This is a genomic window from Longimycelium tulufanense, from assembly GCF_014645795.1.
Taxonomy (GTDB): Bacteria; Actinomycetota; Actinomycetes; order Mycobacteriales; family Pseudonocardiaceae; genus Longimycelium; species Longimycelium tulufanense.
In genome coordinates, this window is the sequence record NZ_BMMK01000023.1 from 16,387 (window position 1) to 34,478 (window position 18,092).

The 18,092-nt window shown below is 70.2% G+C and carries 15 protein-coding genes; 8 read left to right on the forward strand and 7 right to left on the reverse strand.

Annotated features, from left to right (window positions below; translation table 11 throughout):
- The first annotated feature begins 150 nt into the window (after nt 1–150).
- Complete coding sequence (locus tag IEY55_RS21305; protein ID WP_189060290.1) at nt 151–1,215, forward strand: PQQ-dependent sugar dehydrogenase; 1,065 nt, start codon at nt 151–153, stop codon at nt 1,213–1,215.
- 307 nt (nt 1,216–1,522) lie between these two features.
- Here the strand turns inward: IEY55_RS21305 and IEY55_RS21310 are convergent, their stop codons facing one another.
- Both IEY55_RS21310 and IEY55_RS21315 read right to left on the reverse strand, forming a co-directional pair.
- Complete coding sequence (locus tag IEY55_RS21310) at nt 1,523–2,269, reverse strand: class F sortase (protein ID WP_189060291.1); 747 nt, start codon at nt 2,267–2,269, stop codon at nt 1,523–1,525.
- 20 nt (nt 2,270–2,289) lie between these two features.
- Nucleotides 2,290–3,726, reverse strand: coding sequence for an MSCRAMM family protein (locus tag IEY55_RS21315; protein ID WP_229686606.1), 1,437 nt, complete (start codon nt 3,724–3,726; stop codon nt 2,290–2,292).
- Nucleotides 3,727–4,141: 415 nt separating this feature from the next.
- Here IEY55_RS21315 and IEY55_RS21320 point away from each other — a divergent pair, with 415 nt between their 5' ends.
- Nucleotides 4,142–4,942 (forward strand): Bax inhibitor-1/YccA family protein, encoded by an 801-nt coding sequence (locus IEY55_RS21320; RefSeq protein WP_189060292.1) that lies wholly within the window; start codon nt 4,142–4,144, stop codon nt 4,940–4,942.
- A 657-nt stretch (nt 4,943–5,599) separates the two neighbouring features.
- On the opposite strand, the gene IEY55_RS21325 is transcribed toward IEY55_RS21320, so the two are convergent.
- The 3 genes from IEY55_RS21325 to IEY55_RS21335 all read right to left on the reverse strand — a co-directional run bounded on the left by IEY55_RS21325 (nt 5,600) and on the right by IEY55_RS21335 (nt 8,669).
- The gene (locus IEY55_RS21325) at nt 5,600–6,817 is read right to left on the reverse strand and encodes an acetyl-CoA C-acetyltransferase (RefSeq protein WP_189060293.1); all 1,218 of its coding nucleotides are present in this window, start codon (nt 6,815–6,817) and stop codon (nt 5,600–5,602) included.
- A 112-nt stretch (nt 6,818–6,929) separates the two neighbouring features.
- Nucleotides 6,930–7,859: an SGNH/GDSL hydrolase family protein gene (locus IEY55_RS21330; protein ID WP_189060294.1), complete on the reverse strand. Its 930-nt coding sequence runs from the start codon at nt 7,857–7,859 to the stop codon at nt 6,930–6,932.
- A 171-nt stretch (nt 7,860–8,030) separates the two neighbouring features.
- The gene (locus tag IEY55_RS21335) at nt 8,031–8,669 is read right to left on the reverse strand and encodes an NADPH-dependent FMN reductase (protein ID WP_189060295.1); all 639 of its coding nucleotides are present in this window, start codon (nt 8,667–8,669) and stop codon (nt 8,031–8,033) included.
- 249 nt (nt 8,670–8,918) lie between these two features.
- On the opposite strand from IEY55_RS21335, the gene IEY55_RS21340 reads away from it, so the two are divergent.
- The 4 genes from IEY55_RS21340 to IEY55_RS21355 all read left to right on the forward strand — a co-directional run bounded on the left by IEY55_RS21340 (nt 8,919) and on the right by IEY55_RS21355 (nt 14,132).
- The gene (locus tag IEY55_RS21340; protein WP_189060296.1) at nt 8,919–9,251 is read left to right on the forward strand and encodes a hypothetical protein; all 333 of its coding nucleotides are present in this window, start codon (nt 8,919–8,921) and stop codon (nt 9,249–9,251) included.
- Nucleotides 9,252–9,993: 742 nt separating this feature from the next.
- Complete coding sequence (locus tag IEY55_RS21345) at nt 9,994–11,364, forward strand: cystathionine beta-synthase (protein WP_189060297.1); 1,371 nt, start codon at nt 9,994–9,996, stop codon at nt 11,362–11,364.
- Between the two features lie 212 nt (nt 11,365–11,576).
- Nucleotides 11,577–12,794: a hypothetical protein gene (locus tag IEY55_RS21350; protein WP_189060298.1), complete on the forward strand. Its 1,218-nt coding sequence runs from the start codon at nt 11,577–11,579 to the stop codon at nt 12,792–12,794.
- Between the two features lie 198 nt (nt 12,795–12,992).
- Complete coding sequence (locus IEY55_RS21355) at nt 12,993–14,132, forward strand: cystathionine gamma-synthase (protein WP_189060299.1); 1,140 nt, start codon at nt 12,993–12,995, stop codon at nt 14,130–14,132.
- A 91-nt stretch (nt 14,133–14,223) separates the two neighbouring features.
- Here IEY55_RS21355 and IEY55_RS21360 read toward each other — a convergent pair whose 3' ends face one another.
- Complete coding sequence (locus IEY55_RS21360) at nt 14,224–14,493, reverse strand: hypothetical protein (protein ID WP_189060300.1); 270 nt, start codon at nt 14,491–14,493, stop codon at nt 14,224–14,226.
- Between the two features lie 124 nt (nt 14,494–14,617).
- Between IEY55_RS21360 and ilvA the strand changes: the two genes are divergently transcribed.
- Nucleotides 14,618–15,832: a threonine ammonia-lyase gene (gene ilvA, locus IEY55_RS21365; RefSeq protein ID WP_189060301.1), complete on the forward strand. Its 1,215-nt coding sequence runs from the start codon at nt 14,618–14,620 to the stop codon at nt 15,830–15,832.
- Between the two features lie 162 nt (nt 15,833–15,994).
- Here the strand turns inward: ilvA and hppD are convergent, their stop codons facing one another.
- A complete protein-coding gene (gene hppD / locus IEY55_RS21370) occupies nt 15,995–17,194 on the reverse strand; it encodes a 4-hydroxyphenylpyruvate dioxygenase (protein WP_189060302.1) in 1,200 nt (399 codons plus the stop codon).
- Between the two features lie 171 nt (nt 17,195–17,365).
- On the opposite strand from hppD, the gene IEY55_RS21375 reads away from it, so the two are divergent.
- Nucleotides 17,366–17,869, forward strand: coding sequence for an Lrp/AsnC family transcriptional regulator (locus tag IEY55_RS21375; RefSeq protein WP_189060303.1), 504 nt, complete (start codon nt 17,366–17,368; stop codon nt 17,867–17,869).
- Nucleotides 17,870–18,092 lie beyond the last annotated feature (223 nt).

The window sequence follows — 18,092 nt, forward strand, 5'->3', positions numbered from 1 at the left end:
CGGACGTTCCGGTGCCGTTGCCGCGTGATCCGGCGCACCACACCTTGCGGTGATACAGCCGGCCGGTCGATCACCCGATAGGGCACTGAGGGTTGATCGGCGACCGAGCGTCGCCGGCCACCCGACCGGTTGGAACCCCAGGAGGTGTAAGTGAGCATCAGACGCAGCGTCGTTGGTGCGGCACTGGCCGCCGTCGCGACCGCGACCGGCCTGTGCGCCGCCCCCGCCGCCACCGCTGCGCCGCCCATCCCGGGTGGGTTGGGGGAACGCACCATCGCCGACAACCTGTCGGTGCCGTGGGGCATCGCGTTCCTCCCCGACGGAGCCGCACTGGTCACGGAGCGGAACACCGGCCGGATCCTGCAGGTCAAGGACGGGCAGGTCACCGAGGTGCAACGCATCGCCGACTCGGTGGCCTACGGCACCGACGGCGGGCTGCTCGGCATCGCGGTCTCGCCCGACTACGCCCAGGACGGCTGGATCTTCGTGTTCTACACGACCAACACCGACAACCGGATCGCGCGGTTCAAGCTGGGGCAGCAGCCGCAGCCGCTCGTCACCGGGATCAAGCGCGGCCTCTACCGCAACGGCGGGGCGCTCGCGTTCGGGCCGGACGGCATGTTGTACGCGGGCGTCGGCGACGCCTACAACTACAACGCATCGCAGAACGTGCACGCCTTCAACGGAAAGATCCTGCGGATGACCAAGGACGGGAAGCCGGCCGCCGGCAACCCGTTCGCCAACTCGCTGGTGTGGTCCTACGGCCATCGCAACGTGCTGGGCATGACCTGGGACGAGGCCGGGACGATGTACGCCACCGAGGTCGGTGAGAGCACGTGGGACGAGGTCAACGTGATCAAGCCCGGGGCGAACTACGGTTGGTCGAAGTGCGAGGGGTACTGCGAGCAGCCGGACGGATCCGTCGAGCCGATCGTCGTCATGTATCCGGAGGAATGCGTTCCGGCCGGTGTGGCGCACCGCAACGGGATGCTCTACGTCTCGTGCCTGCGGGGTGAGCGGCTCGTGCGCGTGTCGGTGCAGAATGGAAAGTCACACGGTGACGTGTCCGATGTCTACACCTCACACCACGGCCGGCTGCGGGCAGCGGTGAACGCACCCGATGGCACGTTGTGGGTGTCGACGTCCAACCGCGACGGTCGGAGCACCGTCGTTCGCAATGACGACGACCGTGTGATCAGCCTGAACGCCATCTAGTTCGGCGCACGCCCACCGGGCCGGGTTCGACGGTCAGTACGGTTTCCAGCTGGGGCGCTGGAAGCCGCACCGGCGCGGTCGGACCCGCCCGGTCGGGTCGACGACCTGAAGCCGTCGGCCGGTGGCGGCCGGCTCGCCGGCCCACGGCGGATGACTCCGGACGGATCCGCGTTACGGGGGTGCCTCTCCACCTGCGCCCCGTCGATGTCATCGAGCTGTTCAGTGGTCCCAACCGGGGCGTGAACGACACCGGGAAGACATTGCGGCGCCGGCGATCCGAATGTTCGGGGCCCGAAGAGAACGTCCGTCACAGCGGCGTGGCCACGACGATGCGGTTCTCGTCGTAACCGAGCTCGCCGCCCACCCAGCGGCCCCCACACGTCACAAGCACGAGCCGGTGCGCGCCATCCTGCCCGAACAACTCCGTCGCACGCGTTGGCAGGTCATGCTTGTCAACGGTGACGATCTCGGAGATCTGGTACCGCCACGACGCACCCGCGGCGTCGACGACCGTCACCACCTGGCCGCGCTTCACCCACCACAGCTCCGCAAATGGTCCTTCCACGCCACGCCAGTTCACGTGTCCGGCCAACACGGTCGCGCCGCCGGACGTGTTCAGCCCGGCGCCCCACCAGGTGGCGTCCCGAACGCCATCCGGAATCGGCAGTACCCCGTCGTGGCGCACCTCCTTGCGCACCAACCGAGCAGTGCCGCCATGAGGCAGCCGCACGGTGCCCGGCCGCTGCGCGGTGGGCCGCGAAACCTGCGCTTGCTCCGGCGATGGTATGGCCGAGGGCTGCGGGGGCGGCGCGCCACCTGGCAACCCCCACCGCCTGTCCAGGGCACCCGGCGCGGCGAGGCTGTGCGCCGGATGGTCCGGCACACGCTCAGCAGCCACCGGGGTTCCCGTCACGGCCGGTCCGGGAGTTGCCCACACCACCGCACCGGCCAGCCCGGCGGTGCAGAGCAGGGCAAGCCCGGCCGACCGCCACGGTGGCCGGCCGGCCGGGCCGCGGCGCCCGCGGCGCGGGTGGGACGGCAAGGGATTCGGCATGGTCGGCGCGCTCAGCCGCGTCACCGCCCGCCCAACCGCCTTGCGGCGATCCGCCGCCAGCAGAGCGCCCCGACGAGCCCAGCGGCGAGCAGTCCGAGGCCACCCAACCCGACCAGCCCGGCCGGTGTCAGCACCTGCCGGGTAGCGGCGCTGGCCAGCACGACGTCCGCACCGGCCGGGATGGTTATTGGTACGACGGGTTGCTCGGGCACGTTGGCCTTGTTCGTCAAGGTGAGCGCGAGCGTTCCGCCCGGGGTGACCGTTCCGCACACCGTCGGTGGGTGGTGCGGGTCGAAAGCTTCGTCGTAGCCATCCGGCACCGCAGTCTCGATGAGGCATATCTCCTGCGGTGCCTTCAGATCCGGCACGGACACCGTGCCATCCTGCCCGGTCCGCAACACCACGGGCTCGCCGTCGGGGCCGGTGAGCTTGCTGTCGTCGTGCTTGCGGGCCGGGCTTTCCTTGTCCGCGCCGGTCAACCGAAGCGACACGCCACTGATGGTGGCGCCGGAAGCAGCATCCACTTTGGACAGTTTGACGACGCCGGGCGCGTGGCGTGCGGGTACCGTCCCCTCCTTGGAGAGCGGAGTTTCCCCACCCGTGGTGATGATGCGCTGTGTCATGGGCTTGGAGGGCACCAGCAGCACCGGCTGTGGACTCGGGCCCCGCGCGGTGACGGTGAGCTTCGGATTGTTCCCGGAGGGAGTGACCGGTACCGCGAGCGGGCTGCCATCGGTCGGGGTCCTGGCGGTGCCGCCTGCCGCGTCGCCGCCGAGCGTGCCCTCCGTGACGGAGAGCTCGACCCGGACCCCGCCGACCGGTTTGCCCGTGGCCGTGGTGACCTGGACCATCCACGTGTCGGCTTCCCCGATGGTCTGCGCCTCCTGCGGCGGGGTGAGGGTGAGGCGCCACGGCCCGCGGTGCTCCTCGGCATCGATGTTCAGTCGCTGTACGGCCGCTTTGGCGTTCTCCGGCAGGCCGTTGTAGTGGTGCCGCTCGTGGTATCCGATGGTTTCCGGGCCGTTCGTCCTGGCAAGTTTCTTCTCGTCGGTTGTGCCGGCGGTCCAGGCGTGGAGCAGGTGGGCCATTGCCGCGGCCTCGTCGGCGGACGTGGTGTGCTGGTACCGCAACAGCAGGTAGGAGATCTTGGCGGCGACCTCCTCGCCCAACGGTTCGCCGTCCTTTCTGGTCAACGGTCCGCCAGGCGCATAGTCCACGTCATCGGCCGGCTCGTTGAGAGCGAACTGGACGCACCACACCTGTCTGCCCTTCCAGGTGTAGGAGCCGAGCCAGTCGTCGGGGTGGTTCGTGGGCCTGCCGTCATACGCCTGCCCGGGTACCCAGTGCCCCAACTTCTCCCCGGCGGCGTGTGCGTTACCGGGAAGAGTGATGAGTGTCACACCTGTGAGCAATGTCGATCCGGCCAGGCAGGTGAGCACCCTGCGGAGTCCCTGCATGTCGTTCCCCGTTCCGGCGAAGGAAGTCCGTGTGGCGGGACGGTCGACACGGGGACGCGGGTTGCGGGGCGGCGCCCGGGATCCCCGGCGGCGGGCGACCGTGCCGGTCCTCAAGGCTTGCGAGGCCCCCGTGCCCCCACAAGCCGCCAGTGGGCGGATCGCGGCGGTGACGCAGCGCGGGCAGGTTCGCCCTGGTGCCGCCGGGTGACACCCCGGAACGGATCAGTGGTGCCCCCGACCGGTGGGGTCGGCAGCTACGCTGCGAGATCATTCCGGGGGCCGGCATCAGTTCTGCGTAATGATGCGCGTCACTTCCGGCGGGACGAGTAAAGTCTGCTTTACCGTCGGGGGAACCGGCCGACGGCAGCGGCCGTTCTACCCGTGACGGCGCAACCACGCTCCAGGAGGACTCGAGGTGCGCACCACCAGCAATCCCGCGTTCCGTAACCTGCCGTCCGGCGGCGGCTACGCGACGTTCCAAGACCAACCGAGTACCGCCCAGGGTTACCCGTACGCCGCGGGACCGGTCACCACCGAGCGGCCGATGACGATCGACGACGTGGTGACCAAGACGGGCATCACGGCCGGTGCTGCCCTGCTGGCCGGCATCGCGACGGCCTACTCCGGGGCCGTCTTCCTCGCCCTGCCGGCGCTGATCATCGGCCTGGTGCTCTCCCTGATCATCATCTTCAAGCAGAGCGCGAACCCGGGCCTGATTCTCGGCTACTCGATCGCCGAGGGTGTGCTGCTCGGCGCGATCACCGTGGTGTTCGACAACTTCGTGAGCAAGGGAGGCGCCACCAGCTTCCTGGAGGGGCTCGGGTTCCAGGCCATCGTCGGGACCGGCGGTGTGTTCGCCGGCATGCTGATCGTCTACAAGACGGGCGCGATCCGGGTCACGCCGAAGCTGACCCGGTGGATCGTGGGCGCCACCATCGGTGTCTTCGTGCTCATGCTGGCCAACCTGGTGACGAGCTTCTTCAACACCGGTGGCCTGGGCCTGCGGGATGGCTCGCCGCTGGCGATCGGCTTCAGCCTGCTGGTGATCGGCGTTGCCGCCTTCAGCCTGCTGCTCGACTTCGACGCCGCCGACCAGGCGATCCGCTCCGGCACCCCGTCGAAGTACGCCTGGTACATCGCCTTCGGCCTGATGACCACGCTGGTCTGGCTGTACATCGAGATCGTGCGGCTGCTGTCCTACCTCCGGCAGGAGTGACGCCGTAACGGATTCCTGGTTGCGCGGGGCCCCCGGCACGAGTCGGGGGCCCCGCGCCTTTCCAGACGACCGACTTCGCCGGGCGAGGGGTGGCGCATCAACGGGCATGTGGTGCAAGCCACATCTCGTGGCCGTAGGGAGAGCTGGATTCGCTGCCCGGTGACGAAATGCGACAGCCATGGGAACAGTCCGAAAACCGCTTCTCATGGCACATGGTGCCGTTGCTTTGTTACAGGCTCACGCTCCGCTGGCAGGCGGATGGGCACAGTTAGTGCGTCGACCATCGGCCCCGGCTGACCACTATCTCAGCGTCCATTCCGGACTCTCCGCAGCACTCCACGGCTCTGGAGCCACGCGGCGATCCGATCCAGTCCAGCCCACAACGCGGAGGGAGACTCGCATAGGCGGAGGAGTGGTCCTGCTGGCGCCTGCAAGGACGGAACGCGATTGCGGTCCGCGGCGTAGTTGTAGGGAGTGTTGGGAAAATCGAAGCCTGGCTAGGCGTGGCCACTTGGTCGTGGCGCGCTCGGCCAGACCACTCGGGCCCATCCAGCCACTCGTGGCTGATTCGCACGTCCTCCCCGCCGTTTCCGAGCATGCAGTAGGAGGCCCGACCCAACCGTCCGTTTCACGCCGCGGGTCGGGCCTCCCGCCGTGTCAGCTCAGGCGCTCGATGATCATCGCCATGCCCTGGCCGCCACCCACGCACATCGTCTCCAGGCCGAAACGCTTGTCGTGGAACTGCAGCGAGTTCAACAACGTGGTGGTGATCCGGGCGCCGGTCATGCCGAACGGGTGGCCGACCGCGATCGCGCCACCATTGACGTTCAGCTTCTCCAGCGGGATCCCCAACTCCTTGTACGACGGGATCACCTGCGCGGCGAACGCTTCGTTGATCTCCACCAGATCGATGTCGTCGATGCTCATGTTCGCGTTGGCCAGCGCCCGCCGGCTCGCCTCGACCGGCCCCAACCCCATGATCTCCGGCGACAACGCGGACACCCCGGTCGCCACGATCCGGGCCAGCGGCGTGATCCCCAACGCCTTGGCCTTGTCGTCGCTCATCACCACCAGCGCGGCCGCACCGTCGTTGAGCGGGCAGCAGTTGCCCGCGGTGACCCGGCCGTTCGGACGGAACACCGGCTTGAGCCCGGCCACCTTCTCGTAGGTCGTGCCCGGCCGCGGCCCGTCGTCGGCGCCCGCCACGCGACCGTCGGGCAGCTCCACCGGCGTGATCTCGCGGGCCCAGAAGCCGTTGGCGGTGGCCTTCTCGGCGAGGTTCTGCGACCGCACACCGAACTCGTCCATCTCCTGCCGGCTCACGCCCCTGGCCAGTGCCAGGTTCTCCGCGGTCTGGCCCATGGCGATGTAGATGTCCGGTACGGCGCCGTCCTCGCGTGGGTCGTGCCACTCTTCGGCGCCCTCACCGGCCTTCGCGGTGCGTGCCTCGGCTCCTTCGAACACCGGGTTGTGCGTGTCCGGCCAGCTGTCGGAGTTTCCCTTGGCGTAGCGGGAAACGGCCTCCACACCCGCGCTGATGAACACATCTCCCTCTCCGGCCCTGATGGCGTGGAAGGCCATCCGGGTCGTCTGCAGGCTGGAAGCGCAGTAACGGGTGATGGTGCAGCCGGGAAGGTGGTCGTAACCGAGCAGCACCGACACCACGCGGCCCATGTTGAAGCCCTGCTCGCCGCCGGGCAGGCCGCAGCCCAGCATCAGGTCGTCGATCTCGGTGGGGTCGAGCTGCGGCACCTTGTCGAGCGCGGCCCGCACGATGCGGGCGGTCAGGTCGTCCGGGCGGACGTCCACCAGCGAGCCCTTGCCGGCACGCCCGATGGGGGAGCGCGTGGCGGCGACGATCACGGCCTCGGCCATTACGGAACTCCTTCGTCCTGTTCTGGTGCCGGTGAGGGTAGTGTCGCTCGCCGCGCCCACCAGTGCGATAGTCGCCACGTCCGGCCAGGACACCGCGGGTTTCCCGCCGAAACTAGGGCTCGATCGGCTGGGTACGCCGCAACAGTCGGTTCAGCCGCGCCACCAGCCTGGCGGTGGGCCGACGCGCCTCGGCCGCCGCCGACCTGGTCGGGGCCTGCGGCACCGGGCCACCCCACAATCCACCGGCCACGCACAGCACGGGTAACAGCACGTCGACCGCGGCCTGGTACCCGGCCGCGGACGGGTGGAACTGGTCGGTGCTGAACAGCTCGGTGGGGCGGGCCAGGAACTCTCGGGCCAGCAGGTCGGCCAGGGGCACCGCGTGTCCGCCCACGGCGGCCACCGCACGGCGCTGTGCCCGGCTCAGCGCCAGGCTCCAGGACCGGGCCACCGACCGCAGCGGCTGTGGGATCGGGCGGATCGCGCCCAGGTCGGGACAGGTGCCCACGACCACCTCGACGTCGGCATCCCGTAGCAGCGCGACCTGGGCGCCCAGCAGCGCGGCCGAGGTGCGCACCGACAGCTTCGTGGTGACGTCGTTCGCACCGATGATCATCAGGGCCAGCGCGGGCGGGTCGTCCAGGGCCGCCGCCACCTGGTCGGGCAACTCCTTGGTGGTGGCGCCGACGACGGCGTAGGTGACGAGCCGGACCGGCCGCTCCGCCTCCGCGGCCAGGCCGCGGGCGAGCAGCACGCCGGGCAACTCCTCGGGCGAGTCCACGCCCAGGCCGGCCGCCGAGGAGTCGCCGAGGACGGCGAACCGCACCGGCCCGTCCGAGCACCGCGGGTTGTCGGCGGGCAGCGGGCCGGTGCCGTCGGGCAGATAGACGCCGTCCGCCCGATACGGTGGCGCCGTCGGCACTCCAATGACTCTCCGTGCACGACGGGACTGTTCCGTGAGCAGACCGTAAGCGGCCCCGGACAGCCCGCCGAGCGCTCCGGTTGCCAGCGCGGCCGCCCGCAACGCCCGTGCCCCGATCATCTCGACCCCCTCCCGCGGGCCACCTCGTTCTCCAGCGGCGTACCGGGCCCGGGGATCGTCGGGGCCCGCACGGCAAGTTTCGCCCCTGATGCACCGGAAATTAACGCACGACCCGATCAACCCGTTGCGTTTCACCGGTCGGGTGACCCGGATGGGCCGGATGTGCCCTGCTCAGGCCGGGGTGGCCCGGCCCTCGCCGAGGAACTCGCGCCACTCGCCGCGGGCGTGCGGATGCTCGCCGCACCCCTCCACCCAGTCGATGAAACCGGCGACCATCCCCTCGAACCAGCGTCGCAGCGTGGGGTCGACCAGCCGGCCGGCGCGGTCGAACGCCCGGTCGGCGCGGGCGAGCGCGAACATGTCGGGATACAGCCGGGCGCCCAGGTGCTCCAGCGGCACCCGCAGCGCCCACAGCCCCCGGTTTCCCCCGACCGGGGACGGGGAGGCGGACATCAGCAGCGCGTGCCGCTCGTAGAAGGGCTGGGGCCGCATGCGGGAGACCCAGTCGATGGCGTTCTTCAGCCCACCCGGCATCGAGAAGTTGTACTCCGGGGAGCTGATGACAAACGCGTCGCTGGCGGCCAGGCGGCGAGCGAGTTCGGTCGGCCCGGGCGGGAAACCGGCCAGCTCCGCCACGTCCTGGTCATAGGAGGGCGCGTCGAACTCGTGCATCGAGCCGAAGTCCACCTCACCACCGAGCGCCTCCACGAGGTTCGCCGTCAGGAATGCCAACCGGTAGTTGAGTGAGCCGGCGCGCAGCGATGCCGGGAACACGAGGAAGCGGGCCAGGCGGTGGGAACTCTGCGGCATGATGACCTCCTCGCGCGGGTGACAGCCTGCTCGTGTGGGTGAAATCGTCCCACGAAAGAGGTTATGGAAGGGCCGGTAGGCGCCGCTCGGTGAAAAGCGAATCGCCCGCCGACCGGCCAGGTGGTTACACCGTTCGACCAGGTGAATCCCGTGTGTCGTGTGCGCTTGGTGGGCGCGTTGCGGTCTTTGATCGCCCGCAAGATCCAGTTGCCTGGATCAGCAATGACGACAACACCTCGGGAGCGTCAGATGCGGAAAATTCTCGAATTCGCCGTCGTTACCCTCGCCGGAATCGGGCTCGCCCTCGCCGGGTCCGGGGTCGCCAACGCCATGGGGACCACCGACGAGCCGGCCATGGAACCGGCCACCGAGCACATCGACGTCAGCCAGCTGGGCTGGACCTTCAACACCGGCCCCACGGAGCTGAGCATGAGGCCGGACGGCTGGATCCACTCCGCCTGCGTGCCCCCGGAGATGATGGCCCGGATGGGCCAGGAGTCCTCGGAACCGGAGTTCACGATGCCTCCCTGCCACGTGCTGGAGATGAGCCCCTACGTCGGCTGGTCGGTCACTCACTGGTGACCCGCGAGGTTTCGGTGGGCGCTCCGGTTGTCGTCCGGGGCGCCCACTTCCTTGTTGGGCGGGGCCGGGAATTCCCGGAACGCCGATGACCTCACGGAAGCGCGGTCGGCCGGTGCCGCCACCTGCGGGCAGCTCGTCCGTAGCCGAGCGTGCCGGCCGCGTCCTCGCTACCGCCCCCGCACCCTACTTGGCTTCCTGGGTCGCCGTGATCCCGCGTAGAGGGGGCTAACAACTGTTGCCGGGTCTGTGAGCATTCGTGAGTGTGGATGATCGAATGTGAGCGCGCGGCGGGTTGTCGGTGTTGTTGGGCACCGTTCGTTCCTGCCGTGTTGATCGTGCTAGGGGCCGCCGCGTGGGGAAGTTCGAGCCTCGCCCTGGGTTCACGGTGGCCGCGCCCCGGTTCGCACTCGACCCGAACGCGGCTACGGCCCGGCGGCTGGCGGCACATTGTGGTGTCGCGCGGTTCGCCTACAACTGGCCGGAGACCCGCAGCCTTCGGGCTGGAACGGACGAGGGAGCTGAGGTAGGACCCCGCCCAGCGGGGCAGACGGCCTTGACCCTCCACCCCGCAGCGCCTCAGCGCAGAGGACGGGGACCGTCCACCGGTCACGGTGGACCGCCTGACCTGGACAAACTCACATTTGCTCACGTTTTGGGCAACGCATTGTCGACCACCGCCTGTACGGCGTCACCCGGACGGCATAGGCTCGGCGCAGTGTCTCAACTACTGGGAGGAGCGTCGGTGGAGTACGTCGAGCACGTCCTCGATCTGATCGGGAACACCCCGCTCGTGCGGTTGGGGCCGGTGGCCGACGGGTTGTCTCCACTGGTGCTGGCCAAGGTCGAGTACTTCAACCCGGGCGGCAGCGTCAAGGACCGCATCGCGCTCGGCATGATCGAGGCCGCCGAACGTTCCGGTGAGCTCAAGCCCGGCGGCACCATCGTCGAACCCACCTCCGGCAACACCGGGATCGGCCTGGCCATCGCCGCCCAGCGCAGGGGCTACAAGTGCGTCTTCGTCTGCCCGGACAAGGTCAACGAGGACAAGCGCAACGTGCTCAAGGCCTACGGCGCCGAGGTCGTGGTCTGCCCGACCGCCGTGCCGCCGGACCACCCCGACTCCTACTACAAGGTCTCCGACCGCCTGGTGGAGGAGATCCCCGGCGCCTGGAAGCCCAACCAGTACGCCAACCCGGAGAACCCGCGCAGCCACTACCTGACCACCGGTCCGGAGCTGTGGCGGCAGACCGAGGGCCGCATCACCCACTTCGTGGCCGGCGTCGGCACCGGCGGCACGATCTCCGGCACCGGGCGCTACCTCAAGGAGGTCAGCGACGGTCGGGTGAAGGTGATCGGCGCCGACCCCGAGGGCTCGGTCTACTCCGGCGGCAGCGGCCGTCCCTACCTGGTCGAGGGTGTCGGCGAGGACTTCTGGCCGACCACCTACGACCCCAAGGTCTGCGACGAGGTCATCGCGGTCTCCGACGCCGACTCGTTCCACATGACCCGGCGGCTGGCCCGCGAGGAGGGCCTGCTGGTCGGTGGCTCCTGCGGCATGGCCGTGGTGGCCGCGCTGCGGGTTGCCGAGCGGTGCGGCCCCGACGACGTGATCGTCGTGCTGCTTCCGGACAGCGGCCGCGGCTATCTCACCAAGGTCTTCAACGACCAGTGGATGTCCTCCTACGGCTTCCTCTCCGTCGACCACTCCGGCGCCACCATCGGCGACGTGCTCCGGCGCAAGGGCGGTGACATCCCCGAGCTGGTGCACGTCCACCCGAACGAGACGGTGGCGGACGCGATCACGATCATGCGCGAGTTCGGTGTCTCGCAGATGCCGGTGGTCAAGGCCGAGCCGCCGGTGATGGCCGCCGAGGTGGCCGGCGCGGTCAACGAGAAGGACCTGCTGGACGCCCTGTTCAACGGCAAGGCCCGGCTCGTCGACCGGCTGGAGCTGCACATGTCGACCCCGCTGCCCACGGTGGGTGCCGGCGAGCCGATCAGCGCCACCATGACACCGCTGTCCGCGGCCGACGCCGTGCTCGTGCTGATGGACGGCAAGCCGGCCGGTGTCGTCACCCGGCAGGACGTTCTCAGCTACCTCGCCGGCCGCTGATCGACCCGCTGATCGGCGTTGCCGCCAAGCGTGCTGATTTGCCCGAAATCGTCATGCCGAGGCTCGGCACCAGGTAGACAGGACTGCACGGATCCGATGGTCGTGCGGGGGCGGGTTCGGTGGGTACCGGCCTGTTCCGGCAAGGTCCGTTCGGAGCATCCGATAGGTTTTGGCGCGATCGTGAACGGCACGGCCAAGGGGGTTGGAACCCGATGACCACTCCACAGCCGCCCCAGGAAGGTGCGGCACCGGCCGAGCAGGCCGGCGCGCTGGCGCCCGCGGAGCCGACGGCCCAGCAGCCTGGCGGCACTGGGTCGCTCTCCCCGGCCGCACCGGACCAGCCGGCGGGGGCCGGGGCGGAGAACCCCGACCGCACCCAGGTGGTGGCATCGGCGCTGGAGGGCAAGCCCGCCGGAGCAGCGGATGCGGGGACGGCACCCTCCGCCGCGCCCGCCGCACCGGAGGGGCAGGACGCCGGAGTAACGCAGGTGGTGCCGCCCGCTGCGGCCGGACAGCCCCAGGCCGCGTCGGCCGGACAGTCCCAGGCCGGCCCGAGCCAGGACGACCAGGGCGATGACGCCGGGGTCACCCAGGTGGTCTCGCCTTCCCAGGCGGCCGCGCTCGGCTCGCCGGCGCCGGACTCGGGCACCACCCAGGTCGTGCCGCCGTCCCAGCCCGGCGCGCCCGTGCCGCAGCCGCCGATGGGTGTCCCCCACCCCGCCGGCCAGCACCCCCAGGCATGGGGAGGCGTCCCCGGCGCCTACCCGGGGGCGCCGATGCCGGGCATGCCGCCCGGGATGCCACCGCAGCCGGGCCAGTGGGGTGCCGCCCCGCAGCCTGGCGCCCCACAGCCGATGCCGCCGGGTGCGTCCCAGCCCGGCCAGTGGGGCGCACCGCCCCAGTTCGGCCATCAACCCCAGCAGTTCGGGCAGCAGCCATACGGCGCGCCGGGCGTCCAGGGTTGGGGTGCGCCGCCTCCGGGCCAGTGGGGTGGCCAGCCCTACGCTGCCTACCCGCAGCACGGCGGATACGGCCAGCAGCCCGCCGGTGGGGGCGGAACGCTGCCCGTGGCGATGTGGGCCACTGTTGTCGTAGCGGCTTTCGGGGTCGTGTGGAACGCGTACTCGCTGATTCGCCTTGCCAGCTACGGCGCCATGGGCGGTTTTGCGATCATCCCGATCCTGGCGATCATTCTCCTGCTGGGCCTGGGGGGTTGTGCTCTCGCGGCAGGCAAGGGGCAGGACTGGGCGCGGATCGTCGTCACGATCGTGCTGGTCCTTGCGGTGTTGGGTGCACTCATCTCCCTGGGCGCGGCTGCGCTCCTCGGCATTGTCTTCCTGCTCGCTTACGCCGGCTTGCTCGTGCTCTGGTGGCTGCCCTCGACCACGGCGGGCATGAAGGCGAAGCAGGCCGCCCCGGCTGGTTACTGAGCCCCTGGTCGACCGTCAGCCCCGGTCCACCGCCGGGGCTGACGTGTCTGGGAGGCGGGCGGAGGTGCCGCACTGGCCGCGCTGACTGGCCCCGGCCAGGTTCCTGGCCTGCTGAAGAGCTGGAAACCGTCAGTTCGCCCGGGTCCCTCGGGCCCAGGGGTCAACCCTTCCTCACACGACATTCCCTAGGCTGCTCCCATGAGCGACGGATTCGCGACCCGGGCCATCCACGTCGGCCAGGAGCCCGACCGCAGCACCGGCTCCGTGATCGTGCCGATCCACGCCACCTCGACCTACGCCCAAGACGGGGTGGGCGGGCTGCGCGACGGGTTCGAGTACTCCCGCACCGGTAACCCGACCCGGCGGGCCCTGGAGGAGTGCCTGGCCTCGCTGGAGGGTGGCCGCCACGGCCGGGCCTTCGCCTCCGGCATGGCCGCCACCGACGTGGCGTTGCGGGCCCTGCTCCGCCCGGGCGACCACGTCGTGATCCCGGACGACGCCTACGGCGGCACCTTCCGCCTGGTGGACAAGGTGTTGCGGGAGTGGGGCATCGAGCACACACCGGCCACACTGTCCGATGTGGACGCCGTCCGGGCGGCGATCCGCCCCAACACCAGGGTGGTCTGGTGCGAGACACCGACCAACCCGCTGCTGAACGTGGTGGACATCGCGGCGCTGGCACATCTCACCCACGACGCGGGCGCCAAGCTCGCGGTGGACAACACCTTCGCCTCGCCGTACCTGCAGGCGCCGATCGAGCTGGGCGCCGACCTGGTGCAGCACTCCACCACGAAGTACCTGGGCGGCCACTCCGACGTGGTGGGCGGCGCGCTCGTCACCAACGACGACGAGCTGGCCGAGCGGATCGCCTTCCTGCAGAACTCCGCGGGCGCGGTGCCCGGGCCGTTCGACGCCTGGCTCACCCTGCGCGGCATCAAGACGCTCGCGCTGCGCATGGAGAAGCACTCCGACAACGCCGAGCGGGTCGTCGAGGCGCTGCTCGGCCATCCCAAGGTGGGTAGGGTGCTCTACCCGGGGCTGCCCGGGCACCCCGGCCACGACGTGGCGGCCAAGCAGATGCGCCGGTTCGGCGGGATGGTGTCCTTCACGGTGGAGGGCGGTGAACAGGCCGCGCTGGATGTCTGCGCCCGTACCCGGCTGTTCACCCTGGCCGAGTCGCTGGGCGGGGTGGAGTCGCTGATCGAGCACCCGGGCCGGATGACGCACGCGAGCGTCGTCGGCTCGGCGTTGCAGGTGCCGGACGAGCTGATTCGGCTGTCCGTGGGCATCGAGGAGGCCGACGACCTGATCGCCGACCTCACCGAGGCGCTCGGCTGAACACCACCGCGTCCGGGTGCCTTCCGGCGGTGGTCGCCCGCTGTCGGGGGGCATCCGGGTGCTGGGGAGAAGCGGCCGGTCCCTGCCCCGGTCAGGGCAGGTGGGACTCCAGCGAGTTCGACTTGACTCCGTCGGAGTGCGGGCCGATCGTGGTGCGTTCGTCGCGGGGCAACCTGTCCAGGTCGCTGCGCGTCACACAGCCGCCGACCAGCTCGAAAACTGTGCCGTGCTGCTCGTAGCGGCCCGGGTCAGCGCACCCGGCCTGTGCGGCGGTGAACACCGCGGCCCCGGTTAACGCCGCAGCCGCGGCGACGGCTACCACCAGCGGGGTGGTGCCGGTTCCGCGTCCCAGGCGCCTCATGGCGAACCTCCAGCAGCCACTCGGACGGTCGGGCGAACCGCCGGCGCGACCGTGCGGCCCCGAGGGTACCGGTCCGCTGGCGCTCGCGTCGCCGGAACGGGTGGACCTACCCCACCATGGGCATATGGACCAGCTCGTCAGCCTCGACCGGGTCCGTGCCGCACGGGAACTGCTCACCGACGTGGTCCGCCGGACTCCGCTGGAGTACTCCCGCGCACTGGAACGGCGGGCCGGCGTTCCGGTGTTCCTGAAGTGCGAGAACCTGCAACGCACCGGCTCGTTCAAGATCCGCGGGGCCTACGTCCGGCTGCACGGGCTCGGCGACGCGGAGCGTGCTCGCGGTGTGGTGGCCGCCAGTGCTGGCAACCACGCGCAGGGGGTGGCACTGGCCGCGTCGTTGCTCGGTATCAAGTCGACCGTGTTCATGCCGGAGCGGGCGCCGCTGCCGAAGCTGGCGGCCACTCGCGGCTACGGCGCCGACGTGTACCCGCACGGGGCGGGGCTGGCGGATGCGCTGGCCGTGGCGTGCGAGTTCGCCGAGCGCACCGGTGCGGAACTGGTCCACCCCTTCGACCACCCGGACGTCGTGGCTGGTCAGGGCACGGTGGGGCTGGAGATCCTCGAGCAGCTTCCGGACGTCGGCACCGTCGTCGTGCCCACCGGGGGCGGCGGGCTGGTCAGTGGGATCGCGGCCGCGGTGAAGCGACTCCGGCCCGCGGCGCGGGTGGTGGCGGCGCAGGCCGCGGGTGCGGCGGCGTGGCCGCCCTCGCTCGCGGCCGGCCATCCGGTGCGGCTGGGCGAAACCCACACCATGGCGGACGGGATCGCGGTGCCGGAGCCGGGCCCGCTCACCTATGCGCACGTCTCCCGGCTCGTCGACGACGTCGTGTTGGTGGACGAGGAGGCGTTGTCCGAGGGACTCCTGCTGTGCCTGGAGCGCGCGAAGCTGGTGGTGGAGCCGGCGGGTGCGGCCGCGGTGGCCGCTGTGCTGCGCAGTCCCGGCCAGTTCCCGGCGCCCGTGGTCGTCGTGCTCTCCGGCGGCAACATCGATCCGTTGCTGTTGTTGCACGTCATCGAGCACGGAATGACGGCCAGCGGGCGGTATCTGGCGATGAGCGTGCGCATCCCGGACGAGCCGGGCTCGCTGGCCGCGCTGCTGACCCGGGTCGGCGAGCTGGGGGCGAATGTGCTGGACGTGGAGCACTCGCGGGTCTCCGGTGCACTCGCCCTCGGTGAGGTCGAGGTCGCGATCAACCTGGAGACGCGGGGACCCGACCACCGCCACGAGGTCGTCTCCGCGCTGCGCACCGCCGGACACACCGTCACCGAGCTGCCCTGAGGGCCTCCCGGGAGGCGATGGCTCACCTGCCGGTGGCGAGCTGGGCAGCCGGTGGCGGGGACACACGGTCCGACCCGAATCGAGGAGTCAGCGTGTTCACCCACCACCGGCGGCAGGCCCCAGCCTCATGGGAGACCAGCCCCGACCGGCCCGCTGCGGTCGTCAGAGGTTCCCGCGCCGCTCCTGCTCGCGCTCGATGGCCTCGAAGAGCGCCTTGAAGTTGCCCTTTCCGAACCCGAGCGAGCCGTGCCGTTCGATCAGCTCGTAGAAGACCGTCGGCCGGTCGCCGATGGGCTTGGTGAAGATCTGCAGCAGGTAGCCGTCCTCGTCGCGGTCGACCAGGATGCCCCGCTTCTTCAGCTCCTCGATCGGGACCCGCACCTTGCCGATGCGGGCCCGCAGCTCCGGGTCCTCGTAGTAGGAGTCCGGAGTGTCGAGGAACTCCACGCCCGCGGCGCGCATGTTGTCCACCGTGGCCAGAATGTCGTTGGTGGCCAACGCAATGTGCTGGCAGCCGGGCCCGCCGTAGAACTCCAGGTACTCGTCGATCTGGGACTTCTTCCGCGCGATCGCGGGCTCGTTGAGCGGGAACTTCACGCGGTGGTTGCCGTTGGCGACCACCTTGCTCATCAGCGCCGAGTACTCGGTGGCGATGTCGTCGCCGACGAACTCGGCCATGTTCACGAAGCCCATGACGCGGTTGTAGAACGCCACCCACTCGTCCATGCGACCGAGCTCGACGTTGCCCACGCAGTGGTCGACCGCCTGGAACAGCCGCTTCGGTGCCCCCGCGGGCTTGACGTACCGCCCGCGCCGCTCCACGTAGCCCGGCAGGTAGACGCCCTGGTACCGGGACCGGTCGACCAGGGTGTGCCGGGTCTCACCGTATGCGGCGATCGCGGCGATCCGGACCGTGCCGTGCTCGTCGGAGACGTCGTGCGGCTCCTCGAGGATGGTGGCGCCCTGGGCGCGTGCGTGCGCGATGCACTTGTCGACGTCGGTCACTTCCAACGCCAGGTCCACCACGCCGTCGCCGTGCCTACGGTGGTGGTCGAGCAGCGGGCTGTCCGCGGCCACGCCGCCCTTGATCACGAACCGGGCGGAGCCCGACTTCAGGACGAACGCCTTGTGGTCGCGGTTGCCGGTCTCCGGTCCGGAGTAGCCGACCTGCTCCATACCGAACGCCCACTGGTAGTAGAGCGCCATCTGGGTGGCGTTGCCGACGACGAAGACCACCGCGTCCATCGCGCGGACCGGGAACGGGTCCTTCGACTCGTCGTAGTCGACCAGCCCGACCAGCTGTTTGAGCTGGTTCAGGTCGACATCGTCGACCCCGCTCGCGCGGTTGATCATCTCGGTCATGGTGCCCTCCCCATGCCTGTCCGGGCGGATCGCTCACCCGGCCCCGGTGTCTGGCCGCAGCATGGATCCACCGGGCAAGCTGGGCAAGGGACGGCAGAATGACTGGACAACATGATCGGTAGATCCGGGTTCTCACCCGGCAAGGTGGGCAGACTGCCCAGGAGGTGTGACATGGCTCCCAGTGCGGCCGACAGCGGGGCCGTCGACGAGCTCGACGCCCGGCTGCTGCTCCTGCTGACCGACGAGCCGCGGCTGGGGGTGCTGGAGTGCTCGCGGCGGCTCGGCGTGGCCCGGGGGACGGTGCAGGCCCGCCTGGATCGGCTGGTCCGTCGCGGTGTGCTCCGGGGCTTCCCGCCGGAACTGGACCTGGCCGCGATGGGGTACGGCCTGACCGCCTTCGCGGTGCTGGAGATCGCGCAGGGGCGGCGTGGCGCGGTGGCGGAGCGACTGGCAGCGATCGACGAGGTGTGCGAGGTGCACGCCACGACGGGGCAGGGTGACCTGCTGGTGCGGATGGTGGCACGGTCCAACGCCGACCTGCAACGCGTGATCGACGAGGTGGTCGATGTGGAGGGTGTGATGCGGACATCGACGTCGATCGCGTTGTCCACGCCGATTCCGCACCGGGTCCGACCCTTGCTGGAGCGTGCGCTGGACACCAGCGAAGAGCCGTGACCCGACAGGGGGTGGTGCGTGGAAGTCAGAAAGGCGCTCGCGTTTTTGCCGCACTCAGTGGGAAGGCACGCCCCCGCCCTCCCAGGGTCTCGCGAGCCCAAGTCGAGCGTAGTGATCAGCAACACCGCAGGTCAACAGTACGATCGTGCACTGTGGACAGATCGCTGGCCTGTGGACAGCCGGGGTTGGTCTGCGGGGTACGTCCGCACGGGGCCGCAGCTCC